Origin of the sequence: Nonomuraea sp. WAC 01424 (assembly GCF_003947315.1) — a bacterium.
Classification (GTDB): domain Bacteria; phylum Actinomycetota; class Actinomycetes; order Streptosporangiales; family Streptosporangiaceae; genus Nonomuraea; species Nonomuraea spiralis.
The window spans coordinates 384,490-408,132 of the sequence record NZ_QHHZ01000006.1 but is presented as its reverse complement, the minus strand read 5'-3'; the positions used below and the strand labels follow the sequence as shown (position 1 = coordinate 408,132).

Here is a 23,643-nt window from a genome sequence, read left to right as displayed (position 1 = left end):
GAGGCATCGGTGAAACGTACGCGGGCGTTCGAGGACGTGCTCGCCCAGATCGAACGGCGCATCGCCGAGGACGGCCTGACCGTGGGCGACCGGCTGCCGGGCGAACGCCAGCTCGCCGAGCAACTGGGCGTCGGCCGCTCGTCGGTACGCGAGGCGCTGCGCGTCCTGGAGACCCTGGGCGTGGTGTCCTCGCAGGCGGGACGGGGGCCCGACGCGGGCGCCGTACTGACCTCGCGGCCCGACACCGCGACGCCCGACCTGCTCAGGCTCAACCTGGGCCTGGCCACCCTGGAGGCGCGCGAGGTCGTCGACGCCCGGCTGATGATCGAACGCTGGTCGGCCGCGCACGCGGCGGCGACCCGGGCCGGCACCTCGGCGCTGTCCGCCGCCATCGAGGGCATGGACCGGGCGGGCTCGGCCGAGGAGTTCGTGGAGCACGACACGGCCTTCCACTGCGCGATCGCGGACGCCTCGGGCAACCGGCTCATCGCCGCCATCATGCGCTCACTGCGGGACGCGATGCGCAGGAACGCCATAGAGGCGGTCGAACGCCTCGGCGATCCGTCCGTGCTGCGCGCCGATCACGAGCGCATCCGCGCGGCCATCGAGGCGGGCGACCCGGAGGAGGCCCAGCGGGCGGTCGCCGACCATCTGGCGCACGCCTACCCCACCCTGTTCCCCGCTCACTGACGCGCGTCGGCCTCCCGGCAGCCGCCGCCGGAGCAGGCCCGCATCGCCTCCAGCCGGGTGTCCAGGCCGAGCAGCAGCGCGGGGTTGGCGGTGGCCGCGAGGTTGTCGAGCTGGTACGGATCGACGGTCAGGTCGTAGAGCTGCCTCTCCCCCGTGTCGTACTTGACGTAGGTGTAGCGCTCGGTGCGCAGCGCCTGGTAGGCGGGCACCGGCGTCTGGGCCCCCGACGACCGGTTGAGCGGCCTGTTGAACTCGACCAGCACGTTCTTGCGCCACTGGGCGGGCGGCTTGCCGTGCAGCAGCGACACCAGCGAGCGCCCTTCGGCGAAGTCCGGCACGACGGCCCCGCCCAGCTCGGCGATCGTCGGCGCGATGTCCACGGTGGCCCCGAGCTGCCCGATCGTGGAGCCGGGCCGGATCCCCGGCCCGCGCACCACGAACGGCACCTTGATCGCCTCCTCGAACGGCGTCGTCTTGCCCTGGGTGAGCCGGTGTGTGCCGAGATGGAAGCCGTTGTCGGAGGTGAAGACGATGTAGGTGTTGTCGAGCTTGCCGGAGTCGCGCAGCGCGTCGACGACCGAGCGGACCAGGTCGTCCACGCCCAGCATCGACCGCAGCCTCCTGCGGTGCCGCTCGTCGACCCGGCCGACGTCCTCCGGGGTCATCAAGGGCAGGGAGCGCAGCCACAGCGGCTCCTTGCTCACGTCGGGCTGGTTGAACGACGGCGTGCGCGGCGCGAGGACCTCGGGCAGGTCGGTGACGTGCCGGATGGCGGGATTGGACGGGTTGTGCGGGCCGATGGGGGTCAGGTAGAGGAAGAACGGTTCGTCCGTGCCGGTGATGAAGTCGCGTGCCTTGGCGGCCAGCACGTCGGACAGGTAGTCCTGCTCGCCCCAGCCGTAGTCGTACAGGTCGCCGTTCTCGTTGAGGCGGTAGCCGTACTCCTCGTAGAGCTTGCGGACGGGGACGTCCCACTCGTTCCAGCCGGGCGGCACGTACGCCGCGTCGGCGGTCGCGCCCGGGTAGTGGTTGAGGAACTTGCCCATGAGCGCCGTGCGGTAGCCGGCCTGCTGCATCCAGGTGCCGACCGTGGAACGTTCCAGGTCGAGCGAATGGAAGCGGTCGAATCCCCCTTCGGGGGCGGTGTTGGTCAGGACGCCATGGCTGTGGACGTACTGGGAACGCAGGATCGACGTGCGCGACGGGCAGCACCAGGAGTTGGTCACGAAGAAGCGGTCGAAGGACATGCCCTTGGCGACCAGCTCGGAGGTGATGGTGGGAAAGTACGGGAGCGTGCCGCTCTCCAGGTCATCGGCCATCACGAACACGATGTTCGGCCGCGCGGCGCTCACGGCCATCGTCGGCTCGGCCGCCGGCGACAGCAGGAGCAGCAGGCAGAAGAGACGGCAGAGACTCTTGAGCACAATGTCTGATCTCCCCGGAGGATCACACATTGACACTGCGGCTTCGGTAATGGAACTTTATTCCGGAGGTAGGTTATGAAGCTCGGTCTGAACCTCGGCTACTGGCAGCGCCACGCCGACGACGCCACGGAGACGGTCCTCGCCGCCGAACGCCTCGGCTACGACTCGGTGTGGACCGCGGAGGCGTACGGCAGCGACGTGTTCACGCCGCTGGCCTGGTACGGGGCGCGTACGAGCCGGATCAAGCTGGGCACGTCGGTGGCGCAGATCTCGGCCCGCCCGCCGGTCACCACCGCGATGACCGCGATGACGCTCGACCACCTGACCGGCGGCCGCCTGCTGCTCGGCATCGGCGTCGCCGGCCCGCAGGTCGTGGAGGGCTGGTACGGGCAGCCGTTCGCCAAGCCCTTGGCCAGGACCCGCGAGTACGTCGAGATCATGCGCCGCGTGTGGCGACGCGAGGAGCCGGTGACCAGCGACGGCGAGCACTACCCGCTCCCCCTGCCCGGCGGCCTGGGCAAACCGCTCAAGCTCATCACCCGCCCGCTGCGCCCCGACATCCCCGTCTACCTGGGCGCGGAGGGCCCGAAGAACGTCGCCCTGGCCGCCGAGGTCGCGCAGGGCTGGCTGCCGCTGTTCGCGTTCCCCGGCAAGATCGAGGAGATGTACGGCGACGCGCTGGCGGCCAGGAGCCCCGGCTTCGAGATCGCCGCCATGGTGATGGTCGTCATCTCCGACGACGTCCAGGCCGCGCTCGACGGCGTCAAGATGATGCTCACGCTCTACATCGGCGGCATGGGCGCCAAGCAGCGCAACTTCCACGCCGACATCATCGGCCGTATGGGCTTCGCCGAGTCCGCCGAGCACATCCAGGCCCTCTACCTGGCCGGCCGCAAGGACGAGGCGTTCAAGGCGATCCCCGACGAGCTGGCCGACGGCATCTCGCTCGTCGGCCCGCCCGGCCGGATCAGGGAACGGCTCGACCTGTGGCACAAGAGCCCGGTCACCAGCCTGCTGGTCATGGGACCGCGCGACGAGCAGTCACTGCGCACGATCCGCGACCTCGTACTCGGCTGAGCGACCGGGCTGAGCTGAGCGGCCGCGCCAGGCTGAGCGGCCGGGCCGGCGGCTAGTCCGGCCGCGGGGCCGGGTCGGCGGTCACCGAGCGCAGCAGCGGCCTGCTCAGCGCGCCCGCCCCGATCACGCCCGCGAAGCCGGCGACCACGCAGACCACCAGCGTGACCACCCCGGTCGTGCTGATCCCGCCGATCATGAACGGCACCGCGCAGAACGCGCCCACCAGGATCGCCCCGCCGCCCATCACAGCCATCGGGATCAGCGTCTCGGCCCGCCGGGCCCGGTCCAGCACCTCCAGAGGCGTGCCCGCCAGCCGCAGCAGCGCGTACGTCTGCCGCCGGTCCAGCACCGACGACGCCGCGGTGATCCCGGCACTGGCGATCGCCACCAGGAACGACACCGACAACACCACGATCGTGCCCACGCGCACGTCGGCGAAGATCTGGAGGCCGAAGCGCTGCTCGTCGACCTTCGTCGTCGGGGTGTGCCCCGGCACGAGCCCGGTCAGCGCGGTCCGCGCCCGGTCGACGACGGCGTCGTCGGCGCCGCTGCCGAGCGCCGCGACCACGGTCCGCCCGGAGTTCTTCACCGTGGCCGTGACGCCCGCCCGCTTGAGCCGGTCGCGGGCCTGGTCGGCCACCTGAGCCGTCTCGCCTGCCGGCGCCGCGACGCTGAGCTGGGCGGGCCCGGTGTCCCCGCCGAACGCCCCCGGGCTGAGCAGGCCGAGGAAGCCGGCCACGAAGCCGGTCAGGGCCACGCCGCTCACCGTGCGCCAGGCCGAGCGGGGGTCGTCCATCAGGCGGCGGGCGGCCAGCAGCCGCGCGGGCCGGCGCGCGGTCCCGGCCGCGATCCGGCCGATGATCCCGACCACCCATGGGCCGGCCAGGTTCAGGCACAGGAACGCCAGCCCGAGCGCCACGGCCACGATCGCCACGCTGGTCCCCCTGGTGAGCAGCGGGAACGCGGCCAGCACCGCGATCAGGGCGAGGACGCGGACGAACCGCATGCCGGGCGGCGTCTCCCGCTTGGCCACGCCGAGCGGGCTGACCACGACGCGACGCAGCCCGGCCACCGCCGACAACCCCACCAGCAGCGGCACCGCGACCAGCACGCCGGCCAGGATCAGCAGGTTCGGGAACAGGTCGGCGACGAACCAGGTGCCGCCCTGGATCGGGATGCGTGCCAGCAGCGGCACGGCTGCCCCGAACGCGACCGCCCCGGCCAGGGCCCCGGCGAAGGCCACGATCACGGCCTCGGCCACCGTCATGCCGAGCACCTGGCCCGGCGTCGCGCCGACCAGCCTGAGCGCGGCCAGCCGCTGGTCGCGCCGGGCGACCGTGAGCCTGGCCGCCGCGCCGCCGAACACCAGCAGCGGCACCACCATGAGCACGCTGGCGATCAGCGCGAGCACCCGGTACGCCTCGGCGTCCTCGCTCGGCGTGCCCGCCAGGGTCGCGACCTTGACCGGCGGCTTGCCGAGGATCCAGTCGTCGCTGCGCGCGGCGGTGATCTCCGGCGCGTCCGGCGCGTGGCCGACGACCGCCACCAGTTCCTCGGGATGGAGCAGCGCCTCCTGGCCGAGCACGCCCTTCGGGGCCGGGTAGCGCCGGGCGAGCCGGTCGGCGGGCAGCCGCGCGGCCAGCTCGGACAGGGCGGGCGACAACCACGCCTCGCCGGGGGCGGGGAAGCGCGGCATGCCGGGCGGCGCGGGCACCCCCGGCTTGAGCGCGGCCAGGTCGACCACGGTGATCGCCTGGTCGCCCACGTAGTCGAAGCGGGTGGCCTCGACGGCCACCGCGTCCTTCTGTGCCGCCACGGGGTTGCGCCAGGCGCTCCGGTCGGCCCTGGCGTCGAAGGCGACGTTGGCGGCCACGGCGAACAACAACAGCGCCGTGGCCACGGCGACCGCGCCGAAGGTGAGCCAGGTGCCCAGCATGCCCTTGCGTCCGCCGCCCTTGAGCAGCCGCCAGGTCAGGTCGAGGTTCACGCGGTCACCCCGTGGGCGAGCAGGCGGCCGTCGCAGACCTCGACCGTACGGTCGCACCAGGCGGCCACGTTGGGGTCGTGCGTGACGACGATCAGGCAGGCCCCGTTGTGCCTGGTGGCCTCGGTGAGCAGGCGCATCGTGTCCTGTCCGGTCTGCTGGTCCAGGGCGCCGGTCGGCTCGTCGGCGAAGACCACGGCGGGCTTGCTCACCAGCGCCCTGGCGATGGCCACGCGCTGGGCCTGGCCGCCGGACAGCTCGCCGGGCCGCCTGGCCTCCATCTGGTGCAGGCCGAGCAGCGGGAACCACTCGCGCGCCCGCTGCACGGCCTGGGCGCGCGGCAGGCCGCCCAGCATGAGCGGGAGTGCCACGTTCTCCTCCGCGGGCAGCTCGGGCAGGAGCTGGCCGAACTGGAAGACGAAGCCGAAGCGGGTGCGGCGCAGGGCGCTGCGCTTGCGCTCGCCCATCGCGTCGATGCGCTGGCCCAGCAGGTGGACCTCGCCGTCGTCCGGCTTCATGATCCCGGCCAGGCAGTGGAGCAGGGTCGACTTGCCGGAACCGCTCGGGCCCATGATGGCCACGGCCTCTCCCGCCCGTACCGAGATGTCCACGCCGCCCAGGGCGACCGTCTGCCCGAACCGCTTGGCAAGGGCTCGTCCAACAAGCACGTCGTTCATGGGCTCCACCTTCGTGGTCGAGGGGGTGCCGGCGGATCGGCCGTGCGTCCATTTCGGCCTCGGCCGAACGGCTGATCCTTAGAGTTGTGAGGTGACTATTCGGGTTCTCATCGCCGACGACCAGCAGCTGGTACGCACCGGCTTTCAAATGATCTTGGACGCTCAACCGGACATGGAGGTCGTGGCCGCCGTGGCCGACGGCGCCGAGGCCGTGGCCGAGGCCAGGCGGCTGCGGCCGGACGTCTGCCTGCTCGACATCAGGATGCCCAAGCTCGACGGGCTGGAGGTGACCCGCGTGCTGGCCGGGCCGGGCGTGGAGAACCCGATGCGGGTGGTCATCGTCACCACCTTCGACCTCGACGAGTACGTCTACGGCGCGCTGCGTTCCGGGGCCACCGGTTTCCTGCTCAAGGACAGCGGGCCCACGCTGCTCATCGAGGCGGTCAGGGCCGCCGCCGGAGGGGACGCGCTGGTCTCGCCGTCGGTCACCGTACGGCTGTTGCAGCACCTGACCCAGCCCAAGCGGGTGGCCGAGCCGCCGAACGGCCCGTTGACCGACCGCGAGCTGGACGTCGTGCGCCTGGTGGCCAGGGGACGTACCAATCAGGAGGTGGCCGCCGAGCTGTTCGTGTCGCTGTCGACGGTGAAGACGCATCTCGGCAGCATCCAGGCCAAGCTCGGTGTCCGAAATCGAGTGGGAATCGCAGCTTGGGCGTGGGAATCCGGCGTGGTGAGCTGATTAACAGCGGTGCTCGCGGGATACAAGTGAATCAGAACCTCAGCGCATGGCCCGGGGGGAGAACATCGTGCGCTACGCCCAGGCACCGCCTACCAGAGCCGCTTCCGCCGTATACGTGACGCTTGCCGCGCAGGTCCTCTCCCTGGGCGCCCTCGTGGTCTTCGAGCGTTCCCGCGGCCGTCAGCTCGCCCTTCAGCTCGCCTCGTTCGGCGGCCGTCCCCAAGGGGCGCAGGCGGAGGCGGTCGTGGGGGCGGTGACGACGTTCGCGGTGCTGATGATGCTGGTCGCGGGCACCTCCGTCGCGGCCGCGGCGGCGTACGTGACCTGGCTGGTGCGTGCCCGCCAGATGAAGGACCGTTCCACCCCCACCGGGCCGGTCGCGGCCGCCTGGCTGATCCCCGTCGTCAACCTGGTCGCGCCCGCGCTGCTGGTCCACGACGTGTGGCGGCGGGCCAAGCCGCCCGCCGGGCGGCGCGGGCGGTGGCTCGCGCTGCTGGCGGCATGGTGGCTGAGCTGGCTGGCCATGCTGACGCTGGTCACGGTCCGCCTGCCGCTCGACTCCTCGTCCGACGGGCTGACCGGGGTGGGGGTGCTGGAGCTGAGCGCGGCGGTGGTGGCCGCCCTGCTGTGCGCCGCCACCGTACGCGAGGTCAACCGCGTCCAGCGGCTCGACGTGGCCGGCCGCCTGCGCGAGGCAGTCGCGGAGGCGGCGGCGGGCCCTGAGGTCGTGACCCGCCTGGCCACCCGTCCCGCCCAGGGGTCGGCGCCGTTCGGCCACGCCGGCTAGCGATCGCGCCGAACCGGGGGCCGGCCCGGAGGGTCAGGCCGCTGTCGGGCCGGAGCTGCCGGAGCTGGCGTGCCAGAGTTGCCGGGGCGGGGTGGCGATGGCCGGGCCGAGGTCGGAGTAGGGCGAGAGCCTGAAACCGTTGGCGTACTCGATGCGGCGTCCGCCGACGCCCGCCCGCTGTTCGGGGGCCTGGTCGAGCAGGGCGCGGACCGCCTCGACGCCCTCCGCGCGCCAGAGCGCGTCCAGGTCGGCCAGGTTCCAGCAGTCCACGGCGCGCATCGAGACCGCGCGGGCCCCCGTACGCCGGACCACTCCCCTGGCGAGCATGAGCCACGAGCCGAACACCGTCGCCGCGCACCTGCCCTGCACCGACTCGAAGAACGTCAGGTCGATCGGCCCGGTCGAGTCGTCGAGCGTGGTGAAGATGACCCGCTGCCCCGACCGTACGGCGGGCGTCTGGGTGGCCACTTTCACCCCGGCGACCAGCACCTCCGCGCCGTTGCGCTGGGCGAGCAGGTCTCTGGAGCGCACCACCCCGAGCGCGTCGAGCAGTTCGTCATGGAAGCTGATGATGTGCCGGCTGACGTCGATGCCCAGGATCTCCAGCTCGGCCTCGACCATCTCCGTCTCCGTCATCTCGGGCAGTTCGCCGGGCGGCAGGTGCTCGCTGAAGCCGAGCGGGAGCTGCGTGGACGGCTGCTCGGCCCGGGGGCCGGGCGGCGGCGCGGTGTAGCGCCTGGACCTGGGCGCGGCCGAGCGCACCCCGATCGAGGAGGCCCGTTCCAGCGCGCCCACCTGGGCGATCAGGTCGCGCCGGGTCAGCTCGCCGGGCCGCCAGCGCGGCCCGCCCGGACGCAGGTCGTGCAGCGCGTCGAGGCCGCCGACCTGGACGATGCGCTCGATGGTCGGGCGCGAGGGCCGGGCCCGGTCCCAGAAGTCGGCCAGCGACGTGTACGGCTGCCCGGCCACCATGCGTTCGACCTCCGCCTCGCTCACCCCCTTGATCGCCGAGAACGGCACCCGCAGCGCGTAACCGCGGCCGATCTCCCCGACCTCGAACTCCTGCCGCACCGGGCGTCGTTCCTCCCTCAGCTCCGACGGGTTCACCCGCAGCCGCAGCGCCGGGCGCGGGCCGAGCCGTTCCACCCGCCAGTCGCGGCCCGACCTGTTGACGTCCAGCGGCAGGATCTCGACCCCGCACTGGCGGGCCTCGTCGATGATGACGCGCGGCGGGTACATGCCGGGCTCGTGGGTGAGCACCCCGGCGAAGAACGCCGCCGCGTGGTGCCGTTTGAGCCAGGCCGACTGGTAGGTGGGCAGCGCGAACGCCGCCGCGTGCGCCTTGCAGAACCCGAAGGCGCCGAACGCGTCGAGCACCTTCCAGGCCCGCTCCACGGCCGCGTCGTCGAAGCCGTTGGCCCTGGCCATCGGCACGAACGTCTTACGCACCCGGTCGCGGCCCTCCGGCGTGGCGAGGGTGCGCCGCAACGTCTCGGCGAAGGACAGGTCGCGGCCCGTCATCACCGAGATGATCTTCAGCACCTGCTCGTGGAAGACCACCACGCCGTGCGTCTCCTTCAGCGCCTCGCGCAGCCGCCGGTGCGGATAGTACGGCTGCCGCCACCCGTGCCTGGCCTCCAGGTACGGGGTGACCATGTCGGAGTTGACCGGCCCCGGCCGGAACAGGGAGATGTCCACGATCAGGTCGTGCATCCTGCGCGGTTCCAGCTTGGCCACCAGCTCGCGCTGGCCCGGCGACTCGATCTGGAAGCAGCCGAGCGTGCGGCCGGCGCAGATCATGTCGTAGGTGTCCTGGTCGTCGTGCGGGACGTACTCGATGCCGGGGTCGTCGCCGCTCTGCTCGTCCAGCCTGACCTCGATGTCGTCCACGCGGCTGATCTCGCTCAGCGCGTACGCCATGGCCGACTGCATCCGCACGCCCAGCACGTCGAGCTTGAGCAGCCCGGCCTCCTCCACGTCGTCCTTGTCGAACTGGGACATGGGGAACTCCAGCAGGCTGCGTTCCACCGGCGTCCTGTCGCGCAGGGCCGAGTTGCCGACCAGCACGCCGCACGGGTGCAGCGCGATGTGCCTGGGCAGCCCGTCGAGCTTCTCGGCCAGCCGGAACACCCGGTCGAGCCCGGCCTCGCCGAGCCGGCTCTCGCGCAGCTCGGGCAGGTCGGCCAGGGACGCGGTGATCTGCCTGGCCCTGATGTGCGGGAACGCCTTGGCGATCGCGTCGATCTCGTGCGGCGGCAGGCCCATCGCGCCGGCGACGTCCCTGATGGCGCTGCGCGCCCGGTAGGTCTCCATCATGGACACGCAGGCCACGCGGGCCTCGCCGTAACGTTCGAAGATGGCCTTGTAGCAGTCGAGCCGGCGGGCGGACTCCACGTCCACGTCGATGTCGGGCAGGCCGATGCGTCCCTCCGACAGGAAACGCTCCATGAGCAGGCCGTGTTCGAGCGGGTTCACCTCGCCGATGCCGATGAGGTAGTTGACCAGGCTGCCCGCGCCCGAGCCGCGGATGGCGCAGCGGATGTCCATGCCGCGGATCATGTCGGTGATGCCGGCCACGGCGATGAAGTAGCCCGACAGGCGTTTGCGCTCGATGACGTCCAGCTCGGCCCGCAGGCGTTCCCTGGCCTCGGCCGAGCGGTCCAGGCCGCGCCTGACCAGGCCGTCCTCGACGCGGTTGCGCAGCAGCGGCACGGGGTCGCGGCCGATCTCGGGCAGGTTGAGGTCGGGCGGGTCGTTCCTGAGCGCGAGCAGCCGCAGCGGGTCCATCGAGCACGCCTCGGCCAGGCGCCTGGTGGTGAACAGCAGCCGGGCCACCCGTTCCCGGTCGGCGCCGCAGACCTTGGCCGCCACCTGCCACATCTCCTTGGTGCTCTTGAGGTAGGCGTGCGAGGTGGTGCGTTCCAGATGTCGCGGGTGCAGCGGGACGAGCACGCGGGCCGCGTCGAGCACGTCCCCGACCTGGTGGTCGGCCGGGTCGAGGTAGCGGGCGGCGTTGGTCAGCACGGCCGGCACGCCGGCGGACTCGGCCAGGCCGAGCATGCGGACGGCCGTGGTGGCGTCGCGGAATCCGTACTGGTCGACCAGCTCGATCACCACGCCGGGGACCGCGGCGCGCCACAGGCCGAGCAGCGTCCTGGCGTGCTCGTCGCGGCGTTCGGCCACCGCGCGGCCGACGTCGGAACGCGGCCCGAGCAGTACGACGAGCCCGTCCTCTGCGCCGAACCCGTGGTCGCCGCCGTCGGCCCCGGCCCAGGCGCCGACCAGCTCGCGGGTCACCTTGGGCGTGCCCCGCTCGCCGGTGTGGTGGGCGGCCGTGACCAGGCGGCACAACCGCGACCAGCCGCCGGAGCGCGCCAGCACGGTGACCCGGTCCTCGGCGCCGGGCCCGGTCCTCGGTCGCGGCGGGCGGAGACCGGCGACCGGGGCGGAGGCCGGGACGTCGAGCGCCAGGTTCACGCCGAGCACGGGGGCGATCCCGGCCTCCGCGCACGCCTGGGCGTGCTTGACCGCGCCGTAGAGCCCGTCGCGGTCGGTCAGGGCGAGGATGTCCATGCCGTGCTCGGAGGCCCGGTCCACCAGGGCGCGCGGGAAGGCGGTGCCGTACCGCATCGAGTACGCCGAGGCCACGTTGAGGTGCGGGAACGGGGGCGCCATCAGTCCCACGCCCGCAGCAGCAGCCAGCCGTCGCCGGCGGTGTCGTAACGCAGCTCGTACGAGCCGACCTCGCGCCCCGGGCTGGCCTCCACCCGCCAGAAGCGGCGCTCGCCGGGGTCGCCCTCGCCGGTCTTCCACCACTCGCGTGCCACGACCCAGTGGTCGAGCACGCCGCGGACGAGGTAGAGCCGGTCGCGCCAGACGAACTGGGTCGGCTCGCCGTCTCTGGTCCACACCTCTATCGGATCGCCATAGAGTCTGCTCAAGACGCTTCTCCCCGCGGCTCTGGTTCGTATGCTGAGCCACCCGGGGGAAGACGGGCGCTTATGTATCGAACATATGTTCTTACGGCCCGAAGCGCAAGTCGCCCGCCCGTCTCGTGAGCGGGTTGGCGCCGATCGAGTTGCGGATGCTGAAGGTGACGCTGCCCGCCCGGTACCTGTCGTCGGAGGACTCCACCGGCCGGCCCTCGTGCGTGGTGGTGACGCGGCGCTGGCGCAGGAGCGGGCTGCCGCGCCGCACGGCCAGCAGGCGGGCGTCCTCGGCCCCGGCGGGCACGGCGTCGATGAGGTGCTCGCCGTAGGCGAAGACCAGGCCGACGGAGTCGTACAGGGCCTCGGTGACGGACGCGCAGTCGGCGGGGAGCGCCTCGACGGCGGGGGCCACCCATCCGGCGTAGACGGTGCGCTCGACCAGGACGGGCTCGCCCTCCAGCGAGCGCAGGCGCAACACCTCCAGCACGTCCTCCCCGCCGAGCCTGACGGACTCCGGCGCGGTGGCGGCCCGGCGGCGCTGCGAGATCACCTGGCCGCCGATGCGGTAGCCGTTGGCCCTGGCCCACTGGGCGAAACTGTGCAGTTCGGCGAAGCTCTGGCTGCGCGCGTTGCCGAGCACGATGCGCCTGGCGCCCTGCCTGGACCCCACCAGCCCCTCGGCGACCAGTACGGCCACCGCCTGCCGTACGGTCCCGCGCGCCGCCCGGTGGCGGGTGGCCAGCTCGGCCTCGCTCGGCAGCTGGGAACCGACCGGGTACGCGCCCGCGAGGATGTCATCCCGCAGCTCATCGGCTATCCGTTCATAGCGCGCAACCATTCGCGACCTTCTCCATTCACGAAACAGCAATGTTTATGCGACTTACTAGTGCTCGCTTGTTTGTACAAGTTCCCCTAAGTTCTTTCCACACCCCCCGGAGAGTGGAGGCGACGTGTTCACACCTCGCGCCCGTACGGCCGGCGTCATCGCGGCCCTTACCGTAGTCACCGCGGCGTGTGGCGCCGCTCCGAGCAGCCAGCAGACCAGCAAGGCGACAGAAGGCGGGACGAACGCGGCGACCGCCGCCTCCGCCGCCGCCGTCGGTGGCTTCGACAAGCTCGTCGAGGCCGCCAAGAAGGAGGGCAACCTCCACGTCATCGCGCTCCCGCCCGACTGGGCCAACTACGGCGAGATCATCAAGTCGTTCGAGGCCAAGTACGGCATCAAGATCGAGAGCGAGACGCCCGACGCGGCCAGCGCCGACGAGATCAACGCGGTCAAGACCCGCAAGGGCCAGGACCGCGCCCCCGACGTGCTCGACCTCGGCCAGTCGTTCGCGATCAGCGGCGCCAAGGAAGGGCTGTTCGCGCCGTACAAGGTGCAGGCGTTCGACAAGATCCCCGAGGGTCAGAAGGAGCCGACCGGGCTCTGGACCAACGACTACGGCGGCTACGTCTCGATCGGCTGCGACGCCAAGAAGATCGCCAACTGCCCGACCAGCTACGCCGACCTGCTCAAGCCCGAGTACAAGGGCAAGGTCGCGATGAACGGCAACCCGACCAAGTCCGGCTCGGCCTTCGCCGGCGTGTACGCCGCCGCCATCGCGAACGGCGGCTCCTTCGACGACATCCAGCCCGGCATCGACTTCTTCAAGAAGCTCAAGGACGCCGGCAACTACAACCCGGTCGAGACGACCCCGGCGACCATCGAGAAGGGCGAGACCCAGATCAGCATCGACTGGGACTACAACAACGCCGCCTACGCCCCCCAGATGGCCGCCAAGGGCCTGGACTGGAAGGTGAACGTCCCGACCGACGGCAAGTACTTCCAGATGTACGCCCAGGCCGTCAACAAGGACGCCCCGCACCCGGCGGCGGCCAGGTTGTGGCAGGAGTACCTCTACAGCGCCGAGGGCCAGAACCTCTACCTCAAGGGCTTCGCCCGGCCGGTGCTGCTGCCGTCCATGACCTCCGACGGCACGATCGACAAGGCGCTGGCCGAGAAGCTGCCCCAGGTCGAGGGCACGCCCGAGTTCCCCACGCCCGAGCAGGTCGACGCGGCCAAGGCCAAGCTGGCCGGCGGCTGGGACGCCGCGATCTCGGGATGACCCGCTCGCGTTCCAGGGGCTGGACGGGGGCCGTGCCCCTGCTGGCCTTCTTCGCCCTCGTCTTCGGCGTCCCCGCCATCGCGCTGGTGGCGGGGGCGTTCACCGCGCAGGGGCGGCCGAGCCTGGCCAACCTCGCGCAGAGCCTCCAGGGCGGCTACCTCGTCGCCATGGCCGGGAGCGTCAAGCTGTCGGCCGTGGTGGCGCTGGCCGGGGCCGTCCTCGGCACGTTCCTCGCCTACGCCGTGGTGACCTCGCGCTTCACGCTGCTGCGCGAGGCCGTGCTGACCGCCTCGGGCGTGCTGGCCAATTTCGGCGGGGTGCCGCTGGCGTTCTTCTGGATCGCCACGCTCGGCAACTCGGGTGTGATCAGCGGCCTGGTGGGGCTGCCCTCGGGGTCGCTGTACACGTTCTGGGGGCTGGTGATCGTCTACCTGTACTTCGCGATCCCGCTGATGGTGCTGGTCATGGCCCCGGCGCTGGACGGGCTGCGTCCCCAGTGGCGCGAGGCCGCCGCCAACAGCGGCGCGACCGCCTGGCACTACTGGCGCTTCGTCGCGCTGCCGGTGCTCACGCCCGCGATGCTGGGCGGGGTCGTGCTGCTGTTCGGCTCGGCGTTCTCGGCGTACGCGACCGCGAACGCCATGGTCGGCACCGTCGTGCCGCTGGTCACCCTGAAGATCGCCAGCGCGCTGACCGGTGACGTGCTGGTCGGCTACGAGAACATCGCGCTGGCGCTCAGCCTCGACATGATCGTGGTGGCCGGGCTGGTGATGGCGATCTACCTGCCGCTGCAGAGGAGGAGCTCGCGATGGCTGCGCTGACCGGGCTGGAGCCCGTCGTCTCGGCGGCGGCGAAGCCGCCCGCGCGGCCCCGCTGGTGGCGCGGCCTGGTGTTCCTGTTCGCCGCCGCCTACTTCCTGATCCCGCTCGGGGCCTCGCTCTGGTACACGATCCACAATCCGGCGACCGGGGTGTCGTTCTCCGCCTACGGCGAGCTGCTGACGGCCGAGGGCTTCACGCGCTCGCTGCTGATGTCGCTCTCGCTCGCGGCGGCGACGATCGTGCTGGTCCTGCTGCTGGCGCTGCCGGCCATGCTGGCCGTACGGCTGTTCGCGCCGCGGCTGCGGCCGGTGATGGAGGTGTTGTGCACGCTGCCGCTGGTGGTGCCGCCGATCACGTTCGTGGCCGGGCTGACGACCTCGCTGCGTGACGGGGCCGACATACTGGCGCCGACGCCGTTCTGGGGCACGCTGATCGCGATCCAGGACCCGGGGTTCCCCGTCGTGCTGGTGCTCGCGTACGTGGTGCTGGTGCTGCCGTTCGTCTACCGCTCGCTGGACGCCGGGCTGCGCACCATGGACGTGCGCACGCTGGTCGAGGCCGCCCGCAACCTGGGCGCGTCCTGGCCGCACGTGCTGCTGCGGGTCGTGGTGCCGAACCTGCGCTCGGCCCTCGCCAGCGCGTCGTTCCTGACGCTCGCGCTGGTGCTCGGCGAGTACACGGTGGCCAGCCTGCTCGGGTACGAGCCGTTCGCGGTCTGGATCGTGACCGTCTCCGGCTCCAAGGGGCAGCTGTCCGTCGCGGTCTCCATCCTCAGCCTGCTGCTCATCTGGGCGTTGCTGCTCGCCGTCTCCACCGTCTTCAGTGGAAGGAAGAAATCATGACCGCTCAGGTGGAGTTCCGCGGGCTGCGCCGGGTGTTCGGCAGGACGGTCGCGCTCGACGGGTTCGACCTGACCATCGCCCCCGGCGAGTTCGTGGCCCTGCTCGGGCCCTCGGGCTGCGGCAAGACGACCGCGTTGCGCTGCGTGGCCGGGTTCGAGCGGCCCGACTCCGGCGCGGTGCTGCTGGACGACAAGGACATCACGAACGTGCCGGCCAACAAGCGCGACGCCGGGATGGTCTTCCAGTCGTACTCGCTCTTCCCCAACCTCAACGCCCGCGACAACGTGGCCTTCGGCCTGCGCGTACGCAAGGCGCCCGCGGCCGTACGGCACGCCAGGGCCGCCGAGCTGCTCGAACTCGTCGGGCTCCCCTCGCACGCCGACCGCTTCCCGCACCAGCTCTCCGGCGGCCAGCAGCAGCGCGTCGCCCTGGCCCGCGCGCTCGCGCTCGAACCGCGCGTGTTGCTGCTGGACGAGCCACTGTCCGCCCTCGACGCCAAGGTACGGGTCGCGCTGCGCGAGGAGATCCGCCGCCTCCAGCTCGACCTCGGCATCACCACCGTCTTCGTCACCCACGACCAGGCCGAGGCCCTGTCGATCGCCGACCGGGTCGCGGTGCTGCGCGACGGGCGGCTGGAGCAGTGCGGGCCGCCCGCCGAGGTCTACGACCGCCCGGCCACGCCGTTCGTCGCCGAGTTCGTCGGGGCCATGAACCACCTGGCCGGGCGTGTCTCCGGGGACGCCGTGACCGTGCTCGGCCAGCTCCTGCCCGTGGACGGCCCGGTGCCCGCCGACCCCGACGTGGACGTGCTGATCCGGCCCGAGGCCGTACGGGTCACGCCCGACCCCGACGGCGCGGCCGAGGTGGTGGCCGCCTCCTTCCGCGGCGCCTCGGTGCGGCTGCGGCTGTCGCTGGCGGGCGGCGAGGTCCTGGCCGACGTGCCCGGGCACGAGGCGGCCCGGCTGGGGGCGGGGGCGCGGGTCACGGTCCGGCTGGTGGAGCGGCCCGTGCTGGTGGCCGCCCGTACGGTCACGGCGCCCGCGCCGGTCCTGTCCGCCGATGCCTGAGGCGCTCGCCGGCGCGGTCCCGTTCGACACGGTGCTGTTCGACGCGGTGCTGTTCGACATGGACGGCACGCTGGTGGACACCGAAGGGCTCTGGTGGCAGGCCGTGGCGGCGGTGGCCCGGTCGCTCGGGCGCCCGCTGGCGGCGGCCGACGCGCCGTACGTGACGGGCCGCGCGGTGGGCGACACGGCCGCCCACCTGGTCGCGGGACCCGCCGCGCCCCCCGGAGCGGGACCCGCCGCGCCCCCCGGAGCGGCCCCCGAGGCGACCTCCGCGCCGGTCCCCGAGGGTTTGGGGGTGCGGGAGGTGGCGGCGGCGCTCACCGAGGCGTTCGCCGAGCGGGTCAGGGCGGGGCTGACCGTCGTGCCGGGGGCGCCGGAGCTGCTGGCCGAGCTGGCCGCGGCCGCCGTCCCGACCGCTCTGGTGACCGCCTCTCCCCGCAGCATCGTGGAGCTGGTGCTGCCCAGGCTCGGGCACACCTTCGACCTGGTGATCGCCGACGGGGACACGGCGCGCGGCAAGCCGCACCCGGAGCCGTACCTGGAGGCGGCCCGCAGGCTGCGGGTGGCTCCGGCGCGGTGCGTGGCCGTCGAGGACAGCCCGGTGGGCGTCGCCGCCGCCACCGCCGCGGGCTGCCGCGTGCTGGTGGTGGACCCCGGCCACGGGCTCGCCCGCGTGCGCGCCTCGCTGCGCGGCGCTCCCCCGCACGGGGGATGAGGACGGCCCCCGCAGGGGAGGGACGGGCCCCGCCAGCCCCGGCAGGATCCCGATCATGGGTAACGTCAGGACGCCCGCCGCGGCGCTCGCGCTGGTGGTCCTCTACGGAGGTCTGCGCGTCTACTGGGAGCTCGGCCACATGCCCGAGCGGATGTCGCCGGTCGGGTCCGATCTGATCGTGTTCACCGGCTGGGGCGCGGTGGCCCTGTGCGCCGCCGCCGCGTCGCTGCTGGTCGTGATGACGGCCGTGATGACGACCAGCGGGCGTCCGGCCGGGCCGCTCCGGTGGGCGCCGCCGGCGCTGGCGTGGGCGGTGGGCGGCGCGCTCGTCGTGTCGGGGGCGCTGCTGCTGCTCGACGTGGTGGCCGTGGTCGTCCCCGGGCTCGGCGTCCCGTTCTCGTGGACGGGGGCGCTCAGCAAGGCGGCCTGCGTGGGCTCGGGGGTGCTGCTCTGGCGGACCGCCGGGGCCTACCGGCGGCGGGTCGAAGGGGCCTGCGGGGCGTGCGGGCGGCGTTCGTCCAGGGCGCTGGCCCGTACGCCGGGGTGGGCCTTCGCGGCGGCCTACGTCTCCGTGGCCGGGTGCCTGGGGCGCGTCGCGGCGCAGGCGGCCGTGGGGTTCGAGATGGTGCCGTACCGGGCCGGGGCGGTCATGTTCGAGGTGGAGTTCCTGCTCGCCGGGACACTGCTGCCGCTCGCGCTCGTCCATCGGTTCGGGCGGGTGTGGCCGGGGTGGGTGCCCTGGCTGGCCGGACGGCGGGTGCCGCGTCCGCTGGTGTTGTGGCCGGGGGTCGCGGTGTCCGGCGGGCTGCTGGCCTACTTCGGGGTGGGGCTCGGGCAGATGGTCGCCGAACGGCTCGGCGGGGGCGTGCCGTTCTCCGGTGGGGATCTGCCCGAGGCGTTCTTCTGGGTGGCCGTGCCCGGGTACGTGATCTGGGGCGCCGGGATGGCCGTCGCGGCCTGGTCGTACGCCCGGCGTACGCGCATCGCGTGCGAGATCTGCGGCAGATAGCCGCCAATCGGTAAGCTGGGCCGCCGTGAGCGGTGAAATATCCCAGATCGGACGCTACCGGCTGCTGAGCATGCTCGGACGAGGTGGCATGGGCACCGTCCACCTCGCCGAGGACCCGGCAGGTCAGCGGGTCGCCATCAAGGTGATCAACCCCGAACTCAGCCAGCACGAGCAGTTCCGGATGCGCTTCCGCCGGGAGGCCGACGCCGCCCGCCGCGTACGCCGGTTCTGCACCGCCGCGGTGATCGAGGCCGCGCTCGACGGCAGCCTGCTCTACGTGGTCACCGAGTACGTGCCGGGCCCCAACCTGGAGGAGGCCGTACGCCAGTCCGGGCCGCTGCGCGGGTCCAGCCTCGACGCGCTGGCCGTCAGCGTGGCCACCGCGCTCACCGCCATCCACGGCGCGGGAGTGGTGCACAGGGACCTCAAGCCGTCGAACGTGTTGTTGTCCCCCGTCGGGCCGCGCGTGATCGACTTCGGCATCGCGCGGGCGCTCGACACGCTGGGCGGCGTCACCGGCACCGGCGAGCTGGTCGGCACGCCCCGGTACATGGCGCCCGAGGTGCTGCGGGGCGAGCCGGTCTCGCCCGCGTGCGACGTGTTCTCGTGGGGCTGCCTGGTCGCGTTCGCCGCGAGCGGGCGGGCGCCGTTCGGCGGCGACACGCTGCCGGCCATCGTCTACCAGGTGCTCAACACCGAGCCGAACCTCGACGACGTCGATCCCGGCCTGCGTGAGCTGGTCGGGGCGGCGCTGCGCAAGGACCCGGCCGCGCGGCCCACCGCCCAGCAGCTCCTCGACCACCTCGTGGGGCGTTCGGCGGCGCCCGAGCAGGCCGCGCACACCGTGCAGGTGGCCTGGCAGCACGCCACCACGCCGTTCACCGAGAGCCGGCCGGCCGCGGCGCGGCGGCGCGGGCGGCTGGCCGGGATCGGCGCGGCCGCGGCGGCGGTGCTCGTGGCGGGAGGCCTGGCCGGCTGGGCGCTGCTCGCCCCGAGCGGGCCGCCCGACGACCTGGGCGTGCTCTACCGCGAGGACTTCACGCAGACCTCCGGCGGCTGGGCGGGCACGTACGACGCCGACACGACGGGCAGCAAGGGCTACCGGACGGACGGCACATACGGGCTCGACGTGGGGAGCGACCGCGAGGAGCAGCGGGCCAAGGCCCCCATCCCCTTCCTCGTCGCCACGCCGACCGGCACCCCCGACCCCTCGGCCACGCCCACGCCGATGTTGCCGTCGTCGGTGGTCGTCGGCGTCACCGCCGAGGTACGGGAGTCGACGGGCAACGGCGAGTACGGCCTCTACTGTCACAGCTCCGACAACGACGACACCTCCTACGAGTTCGGGCTCGACACCGCGGGCAACACCCGGATCCGCCGCGTGTACGACGGCTCGGGCGGCACGCTGACCCAGCCCGCCAAGGTGGACGGGCTGAAGGGCCGGGTGCGCGTCGTGGCCTCGTGCGAGCAGCGCGGCTCGGGGGTGCGGCTGACGATGTGGGTGAACGACAAGCGGGTGCAGCAGGTGGACGACCCCAACGGGCTCGGCAACGGCCATGTGGGCGTGTTCGCGCGTACGCCCAAGGACAGCGAGTCGATGCTGAAGATGACGTTCGACGACTTCGAGCTGCGGGGGCAGAAGGAGCCGTAGGCGGCCTCCCCCGCCCTCTACAGGACCCCGGCGCGGGCGGCGGCCACCGCGGCGTCGGCTGCGCGGTCGGCGTCCTGCTCGCTCACCGGTTCGTGCGCGACGAACAGCCGGTAGTAGACCGGCGCGACGGCCACCCTGATCACCTCCCGCGCGTCCACGCCGCCGGGCAGCTCGCCGCGGACGATCGCCCGCCGCACCACCTCGGCCGACTGGTCGTGCCGGGCGGCGAAGAAGTCGTGGAGCGCCCGCGCCGCCTCCGGGCTCTGCACGGCCGCCGCCACGAACGCCGACGACACCGGCCCGAGCTCGGGATCGGCGAACCCGCTGCGTACGAGCTGGACGACCCCGCGCAGGTCGCCCTCGACGCCACCGGTGTCGGGGATCGGCCACGGCTCGCCCCCGGCCAGCTCCAGCGCGTCGGAGATCAGGCCCTCCGCGCTGCCCCACCGCCGGTAGACCGTGGTCTTGTGGACGCCCGCGCGCGCGGCCACGTTCTCGACCGTCAGGCCGCGGAAACCGTGCTCGGCCAGTTCGGCCAGGGTCGCCTGGCGCACGGCGTCACGCACCCGCGCGCTGCGCCCTCCAGGACGCCTGCTCGTCTCCAAAAACTACTCCAGTTGCGTTTGCGGCTTCGACTGTGCAACACTAAAGCTACAACAGTTGCGATTGGAGTTCCATCCTGATCAACGTCCGGAACATCAGCAAGACGTACGGCGACCGCGCCGTGCTCACCGGGGTTTCCCTGTCCGCGGGGCCCGGCGAGCGCCTGGCGATCGTCGGGGAGAACGGCTCGGGCAAGTCCACGCTGCTCAGGCTGCTGGCGGGCGTCGAGCGGCCCGACGACGGCGAGATCACCGTGACCGGCGACGTCGGCCACCTTGGCCAGACCCTCGGCCTGCCGCTCGACCACACCGTCCGGCAGGCGGCCGACCACGCGCTCGCCGGCCTGCGGGCCATGGAACGCAGGCTGCGCGAGCTGGAGTCGGCGCTCACCGACGACGTCATGGACGAGTACGGCGAGCTGCTGACCGCCTACGAGGCCCGCGGCGGCTACGAGGCCGACGCCCGGATCGACAGGGCGCTGCACGGCCTCGGCCTGGCGCACGTCGCCCGCGACCGGGTGTTGTCGAGCCTGTCGGGCGGCGAGCGCGCCCGGCTCGGCCTGGCCTGCGTGCTGGCCGCCGACCCCGCCACGCTGCTGCTCGACGAGCCGACCAACCACCTCGACGAGCCGGCGCTGACCTGGCTCGAAGAGCGGCTGCGCGGGCACCGGGGGCCGGTGGTCGTGGTCTCGCACGACCGGGTCTTCCTCGACCGGGTGGCCACCGCCGTCCTGGAGGTCGAGGAGGGCTCCGTCACCCGCTACGGCGGCGGCCACAGCGGCTTCCTGGCCGCCAAGGCGGCGGCGCGGGCCCGGTGGGAGCAGGCGTACGCGGCCTGGCGCGAGGAGGTCCGGCAGGTGCGCGAGCACGCCGCCACCACCGCCCACCGCGTGGCGGCCGGGCGGGCGATGAAGGACAACAACAAGATGGCCTACGACCGCAACGCGGGCCGCGTCCAGAGCTCGGTGGCCGCCCGGGTGCGCAACGCCCACGAGCGCCTGCGCCGCCTGGAGGACGACCCGGTCCCGCGCCCGCCGGCCCCGCTGCGCTTCCGTGCCGCCTTCCGCGCTCCCGCTCCGGCGGCCGACGCCACGGGCGTGCCCGGGCCCCTGGTGGAGCTGCGGGACGTCCACGTCGGCGACCGGCTGCACGTCGGGTCGCTGACCGTCCGGCCCGGCGAGCGGGTGCTGGTGAGCGGGCCCAACGGCGCGGGAAAGTCCACGCTGCTGCGGGTCATGGCCGAGCGGGCCGGGTGCCGGGTCGGCCACCTCGCGCAGGACGACGACCTCGACCCCGGCCTGGCCGTGCCGGCCGCTTTCGGGCACGACGGTTACGCCGACGAGCGGCGCGCGGCCCTGCTGGACACCGGCCTCTTCCCGCCGCACGTGCTCGGCCAGAAGGTGGGCGCGCTCTCGGTCGGCCAGCGGCGGCGGTTGTCACTGGCCGGGCTGCTGATCCGGGAGCACGACCTGCTGCTCCTCGACGAGCCGACCAACCATCTGTCACCGGCCCTGGCCGACGAACTCGACCACGCGATCGCCGCCTACCGTGGCGCGGTGGTCATGATCACGCATGACCGGGCGCTGAGGCGGCACTTCCGAGGCACCGAAATCCGATTGGCAGGGGGACACATATGTTGATCACGATCGCCGAAGGCGCGCCCTACGGCGTCGCCACCGCCGCCGACGGCGCACTCTGGTTCACGCTCGTGCACCAGGGCCGCGTCGGCAGGCTGGTGCCGGGTCACGAGCCGGTGATCCACCAGCTCGACCCGGCCGACGGGCAGCCCGGCGTCATCGCGCCCGGCCACGACGGCACGATGTGGTTCACCGAAGGCAAGGGCGGCCGGGTCTGCCAGATCACCGCCGACGGCGAGGTCACCGCGTACGAGGCCGACTCGCCGTACGGGATCGTCGCCGGGCCCGACGGGGCGATGTGGTTCACCCAGATGGGCAGCGGCCGGATCGGGCGCATCGGCGGCGCGGGCGGACGTTCGGACTTCGACGTGCCGGTCGAGGGCGGCATGCCCGCCTTCATCACCGTGGGGAGCGACGACGCGCTCTGGTTCTCGATCAACCAGGGCGACGCCATCGGCCGGGTCTCCCTGTCGGGCGAGGTCACCGTCCATCCTCTGCCCACCAAGGGGGCCGCCCCCGTGGGCATCACGGCGGGGCCGGACGGCGCGGTGTGGTTCGTGGAGATCGGCGCCGGTCAGGTCGGGCGGATCGACCCGGCCGGCGGGATCACCGAGTTCCCGCTGCCCGACCGGGGCTGCCGTCCCCACGCCATCGTCACCGGGGCCGACGGCGCGCTCTGGTTCACCGAGTGGGCGGCCGGCCGCCTCGGCCGCATCACCGTCGACGGCGCGATCGAGGAGCACGACCTGCCCTCGGTGCCCTCGTCGGCGGCCGGCGACAAGGGCTCGGAGCCCCACGGGCTGACGGTCGGGCCCGACGGGGCGATCTGGGTGGCCCTGGAGGCGGGCGCGCTGGCCCGCGTCCGGTGACGACACCCCGGGGCCAGCCCCCCGGGGTGGCACTGATGGTCACGGGCGGAGTTGACTGGGGGCATGCATGCCATCATCGTCTCCGCCCAGGGCGGTCCAGAGGTTCTTGAGTACGTCGAGCGTCCCGACCCGGCGCCGGGTGACGGGGAGGTCGTGGTGGACGTCGCGGCCAGTGGCGTCAACTTCATCGACATCTACCACTGTTCCGGCGCCTACCCGCTCTCCCTGCCCAGCCCGATCGGGTCGGAGGGGGCGGGAGTGGTCTCGGCCGTCGGCCCCGGGGTGCGTGAGGTGGCCGTCGGGGACACCGTGGCCTGGGCGGGCGTGCTGGGCAGCTACGCGGAGAAGGCCGTGGTGCCGGCCGGCCGGCTGGTGCCGGTGCCCGACGGTGTGCCGGCCGAGATGGCCGCGGCGACGATGTTGCAGGGGATGACCGCCCACTACCTCACCCACTCCACGTACGAGGTCAAGGAGGGTGACCAGGTGCTGGTGCACGCCGGGGCCGGGGGCATGGGTCAGCTGCTGATCCAGCTCGCCAAGCTCCGCGGCGCCAAGGTCTACAGCACGGTCTCCACGCCCGAGAAGGAGAAGCTGGCCCGCGCGGCCGGGGCCGACGAGGTGCTGAGCTACGAGGACTTCGGGGACGAGCTGCGCGGCCGCGTCCACGTCGTCTACGACGGCGTCGGGAAGACCACCTTCGACGGCGGCCTGAAGGCGCTGCGCCCGCGCGGCCTCATGGCCCTGTACGGCGCGGCCAGCGGCCCGGTGCCGCGGGTCGACCCGCAGGCGCTCAACCGGGCCGGCTCGCTCTTCCTCACCAGGCCCACGCTCGTCGATTACATCGCCGAGCGCGAGGAACTTCTCTGGCGGGCCGCCGACCTGTTCGGCTGGATCTCCTCGGGGCAGCTCAGGATCACCGTGTCCCAGCGGTACCCGCTGGCCGAGGCGGGCAGGGCGCACGAGGACCTGGCCGCCCGGCGTACGACCGGAAAACTGCTGCTCATCCCCTAGCGCTACG

21 protein-coding genes are annotated in these 23,643 nt (G+C 72.9%); 14 read left to right on the top strand and 7 right to left on the bottom strand.

Features of this window, described 5'->3' with window-relative positions; translation table 11 throughout:
* The first annotated feature begins 9 nt into the window (after positions 1-9).
* Positions 10-690, top strand: a complete 681-nt coding sequence (locus DMB42_RS19290) for a FadR/GntR family transcriptional regulator (RefSeq protein ID WP_260477782.1) — start codon at positions 10-12, stop codon at positions 688-690.
* On the opposite strand, the gene DMB42_RS19285 is transcribed toward DMB42_RS19290, so the two are convergent.
* Entirely contained in the window at positions 684-2,114 is a 1,431-nt protein-coding gene (locus DMB42_RS19285; RefSeq protein ID WP_260477781.1) for a sulfatase, read from the bottom strand. The two genes, DMB42_RS19290 and DMB42_RS19285, sit on opposite strands and share 7 nt — an antisense overlap.
* 75 nt (positions 2,115-2,189) lie before the next feature.
* Here DMB42_RS19285 and DMB42_RS19280 point away from each other — a divergent pair, with 75 nt between their 5' ends.
* Positions 2,190-3,191: an LLM class F420-dependent oxidoreductase gene (locus DMB42_RS19280; RefSeq protein WP_125636344.1), complete on the top strand. Its 1,002-nt coding sequence runs from the start codon at positions 2,190-2,192 to the stop codon at positions 3,189-3,191.
* Between the two features lie 52 nt (positions 3,192-3,243).
* Here DMB42_RS19280 and DMB42_RS19275 read toward each other — a convergent pair whose 3' ends face one another.
* Both DMB42_RS19275 and DMB42_RS19270 read right to left on the bottom strand, forming a co-directional pair.
* Positions 3,244-5,178, bottom strand: coding sequence for an FtsX-like permease family protein (locus DMB42_RS19275; protein ID WP_125636343.1), 1,935 nt, complete (start codon positions 5,176-5,178; stop codon positions 3,244-3,246).
* Positions 5,175-5,852: an ABC transporter ATP-binding protein gene (locus tag DMB42_RS19270; RefSeq protein WP_125636342.1), complete on the bottom strand. Its 678-nt coding sequence runs from the start codon at positions 5,850-5,852 to the stop codon at positions 5,175-5,177. Before DMB42_RS19270 ends, DMB42_RS19275 begins: the two co-directional genes overlap by 4 nt.
* A 91-nt stretch (positions 5,853-5,943) precedes the next feature.
* Here DMB42_RS19270 and DMB42_RS19265 point away from each other — a divergent pair, with 91 nt between their 5' ends.
* Positions 5,944-6,591: a response regulator transcription factor gene (locus tag DMB42_RS19265; RefSeq protein ID WP_125636341.1), complete on the top strand. Its 648-nt coding sequence runs from the start codon at positions 5,944-5,946 to the stop codon at positions 6,589-6,591.
* 115 nt (positions 6,592-6,706) lie between these two features.
* The gene (locus tag DMB42_RS19260; RefSeq protein ID WP_260477779.1) at positions 6,707-7,378 is read left to right on the top strand and encodes a DUF4328 domain-containing protein; all 672 of its coding nucleotides are present in this window, start codon (positions 6,707-6,709) and stop codon (positions 7,376-7,378) included.
* Between the two features lie 33 nt (positions 7,379-7,411).
* Here the strand turns inward: DMB42_RS19260 and DMB42_RS19255 are convergent, their stop codons facing one another.
* The 3 genes from DMB42_RS19255 to DMB42_RS19245 all read right to left on the bottom strand — a co-directional run bounded on the left by DMB42_RS19255 (position 7,412) and on the right by DMB42_RS19245 (position 12,145).
* Complete coding sequence (locus DMB42_RS19255; protein ID WP_185844742.1) at positions 7,412-11,053, bottom strand: DNA polymerase III subunit alpha; 3,642 nt, start codon at positions 11,051-11,053, stop codon at positions 7,412-7,414.
* A complete protein-coding gene (locus DMB42_RS19250; RefSeq protein ID WP_185844741.1) occupies positions 11,053-11,319 on the bottom strand; it encodes a DUF6504 family protein in 267 nt (88 codons plus the stop codon). Before DMB42_RS19250 ends, DMB42_RS19255 begins: the two co-directional genes overlap by 1 nt.
* Before the next feature lie 79 nt (positions 11,320-11,398).
* A complete protein-coding gene (locus DMB42_RS19245) occupies positions 11,399-12,145 on the bottom strand; it encodes a GntR family transcriptional regulator (protein ID WP_125636339.1) in 747 nt (248 codons plus the stop codon).
* Between the two features lie 112 nt (positions 12,146-12,257).
* Between DMB42_RS19245 and DMB42_RS19240 the strand changes: the two genes are divergently transcribed.
* From DMB42_RS19240 to DMB42_RS19210, 7 genes are read left to right on the top strand one after another with little or no spacing between them, the layout of a single operon-like run.
* Positions 12,258-13,412 (top strand): ABC transporter substrate-binding protein, encoded by a 1,155-nt coding sequence (locus DMB42_RS19240; RefSeq protein ID WP_125636338.1) that lies wholly within the window; start codon positions 12,258-12,260, stop codon positions 13,410-13,412.
* The gene (locus tag DMB42_RS19235) at positions 13,409-14,233 is read left to right on the top strand and encodes an ABC transporter permease subunit (protein WP_125636337.1); all 825 of its coding nucleotides are present in this window, start codon (positions 13,409-13,411) and stop codon (positions 14,231-14,233) included. The genes DMB42_RS19240 and DMB42_RS19235 overlap by 4 nt, the downstream gene beginning before the upstream one ends.
* Positions 14,221-15,075, top strand: a complete 855-nt coding sequence (locus DMB42_RS19230) for an ABC transporter permease (protein WP_125636336.1) — start codon at positions 14,221-14,223, stop codon at positions 15,073-15,075. The genes DMB42_RS19235 and DMB42_RS19230 overlap by 13 nt, the downstream gene beginning before the upstream one ends.
* The gene (locus tag DMB42_RS19225) at positions 15,072-16,142 is read left to right on the top strand and encodes an ABC transporter ATP-binding protein (protein WP_125636335.1); all 1,071 of its coding nucleotides are present in this window, start codon (positions 15,072-15,074) and stop codon (positions 16,140-16,142) included. Before DMB42_RS19230 ends, DMB42_RS19225 begins: the two co-directional genes overlap by 4 nt.
* The gene (locus tag DMB42_RS19220; RefSeq protein ID WP_125636334.1) at positions 16,135-16,857 is read left to right on the top strand and encodes an HAD family phosphatase; all 723 of its coding nucleotides are present in this window, start codon (positions 16,135-16,137) and stop codon (positions 16,855-16,857) included. The genes DMB42_RS19225 and DMB42_RS19220 overlap by 8 nt, the downstream gene beginning before the upstream one ends.
* 55 nt (positions 16,858-16,912) lie before the next feature.
* On the top strand, positions 16,913-17,866 hold the full coding sequence (locus DMB42_RS19215) for a hypothetical protein (protein ID WP_125636333.1): 954 nt from the start codon (positions 16,913-16,915) through the stop codon (positions 17,864-17,866).
* 25 nt (positions 17,867-17,891) lie between these two features.
* Entirely contained in the window at positions 17,892-19,517 is a 1,626-nt protein-coding gene (locus DMB42_RS19210; protein ID WP_260477778.1) for a serine/threonine-protein kinase, read from the top strand.
* Between the two features lie 17 nt (positions 19,518-19,534).
* Here the strand turns inward: DMB42_RS19210 and DMB42_RS19205 are convergent, their stop codons facing one another.
* Positions 19,535-20,122 carry a TetR/AcrR family transcriptional regulator gene (locus tag DMB42_RS19205; protein WP_260477777.1) on the bottom strand — a complete coding sequence of 196 codons (588 nt, stop codon included), beginning with the start codon at positions 20,120-20,122 and terminating at the stop codon, positions 19,535-19,537.
* Positions 20,123-20,193: 71 nt separating this feature from the next.
* Between DMB42_RS19205 and DMB42_RS19200 the strand changes: the two genes are divergently transcribed.
* From DMB42_RS19200 to DMB42_RS19190, 3 genes are all read left to right on the top strand, one after another.
* Positions 20,194-21,759, top strand: a complete 1,566-nt coding sequence (locus DMB42_RS19200; protein WP_396982844.1) for an ABC-F family ATP-binding cassette domain-containing protein — start codon at positions 20,194-20,196, stop codon at positions 21,757-21,759.
* The gene (locus tag DMB42_RS19195) at positions 21,753-22,625 is read left to right on the top strand and encodes a virginiamycin B lyase (protein ID WP_125636330.1); all 873 of its coding nucleotides are present in this window, start codon (positions 21,753-21,755) and stop codon (positions 22,623-22,625) included. Before DMB42_RS19200 ends, DMB42_RS19195 begins: the two co-directional genes overlap by 7 nt.
* A gap of 63 nt (positions 22,626-22,688) precedes the next feature.
* Positions 22,689-23,636, top strand: a complete 948-nt coding sequence (locus DMB42_RS19190; RefSeq protein ID WP_125636329.1) for a quinone oxidoreductase — start codon at positions 22,689-22,691, stop codon at positions 23,634-23,636.
* Positions 23,637-23,643: the final 7 nt, after the last annotated feature.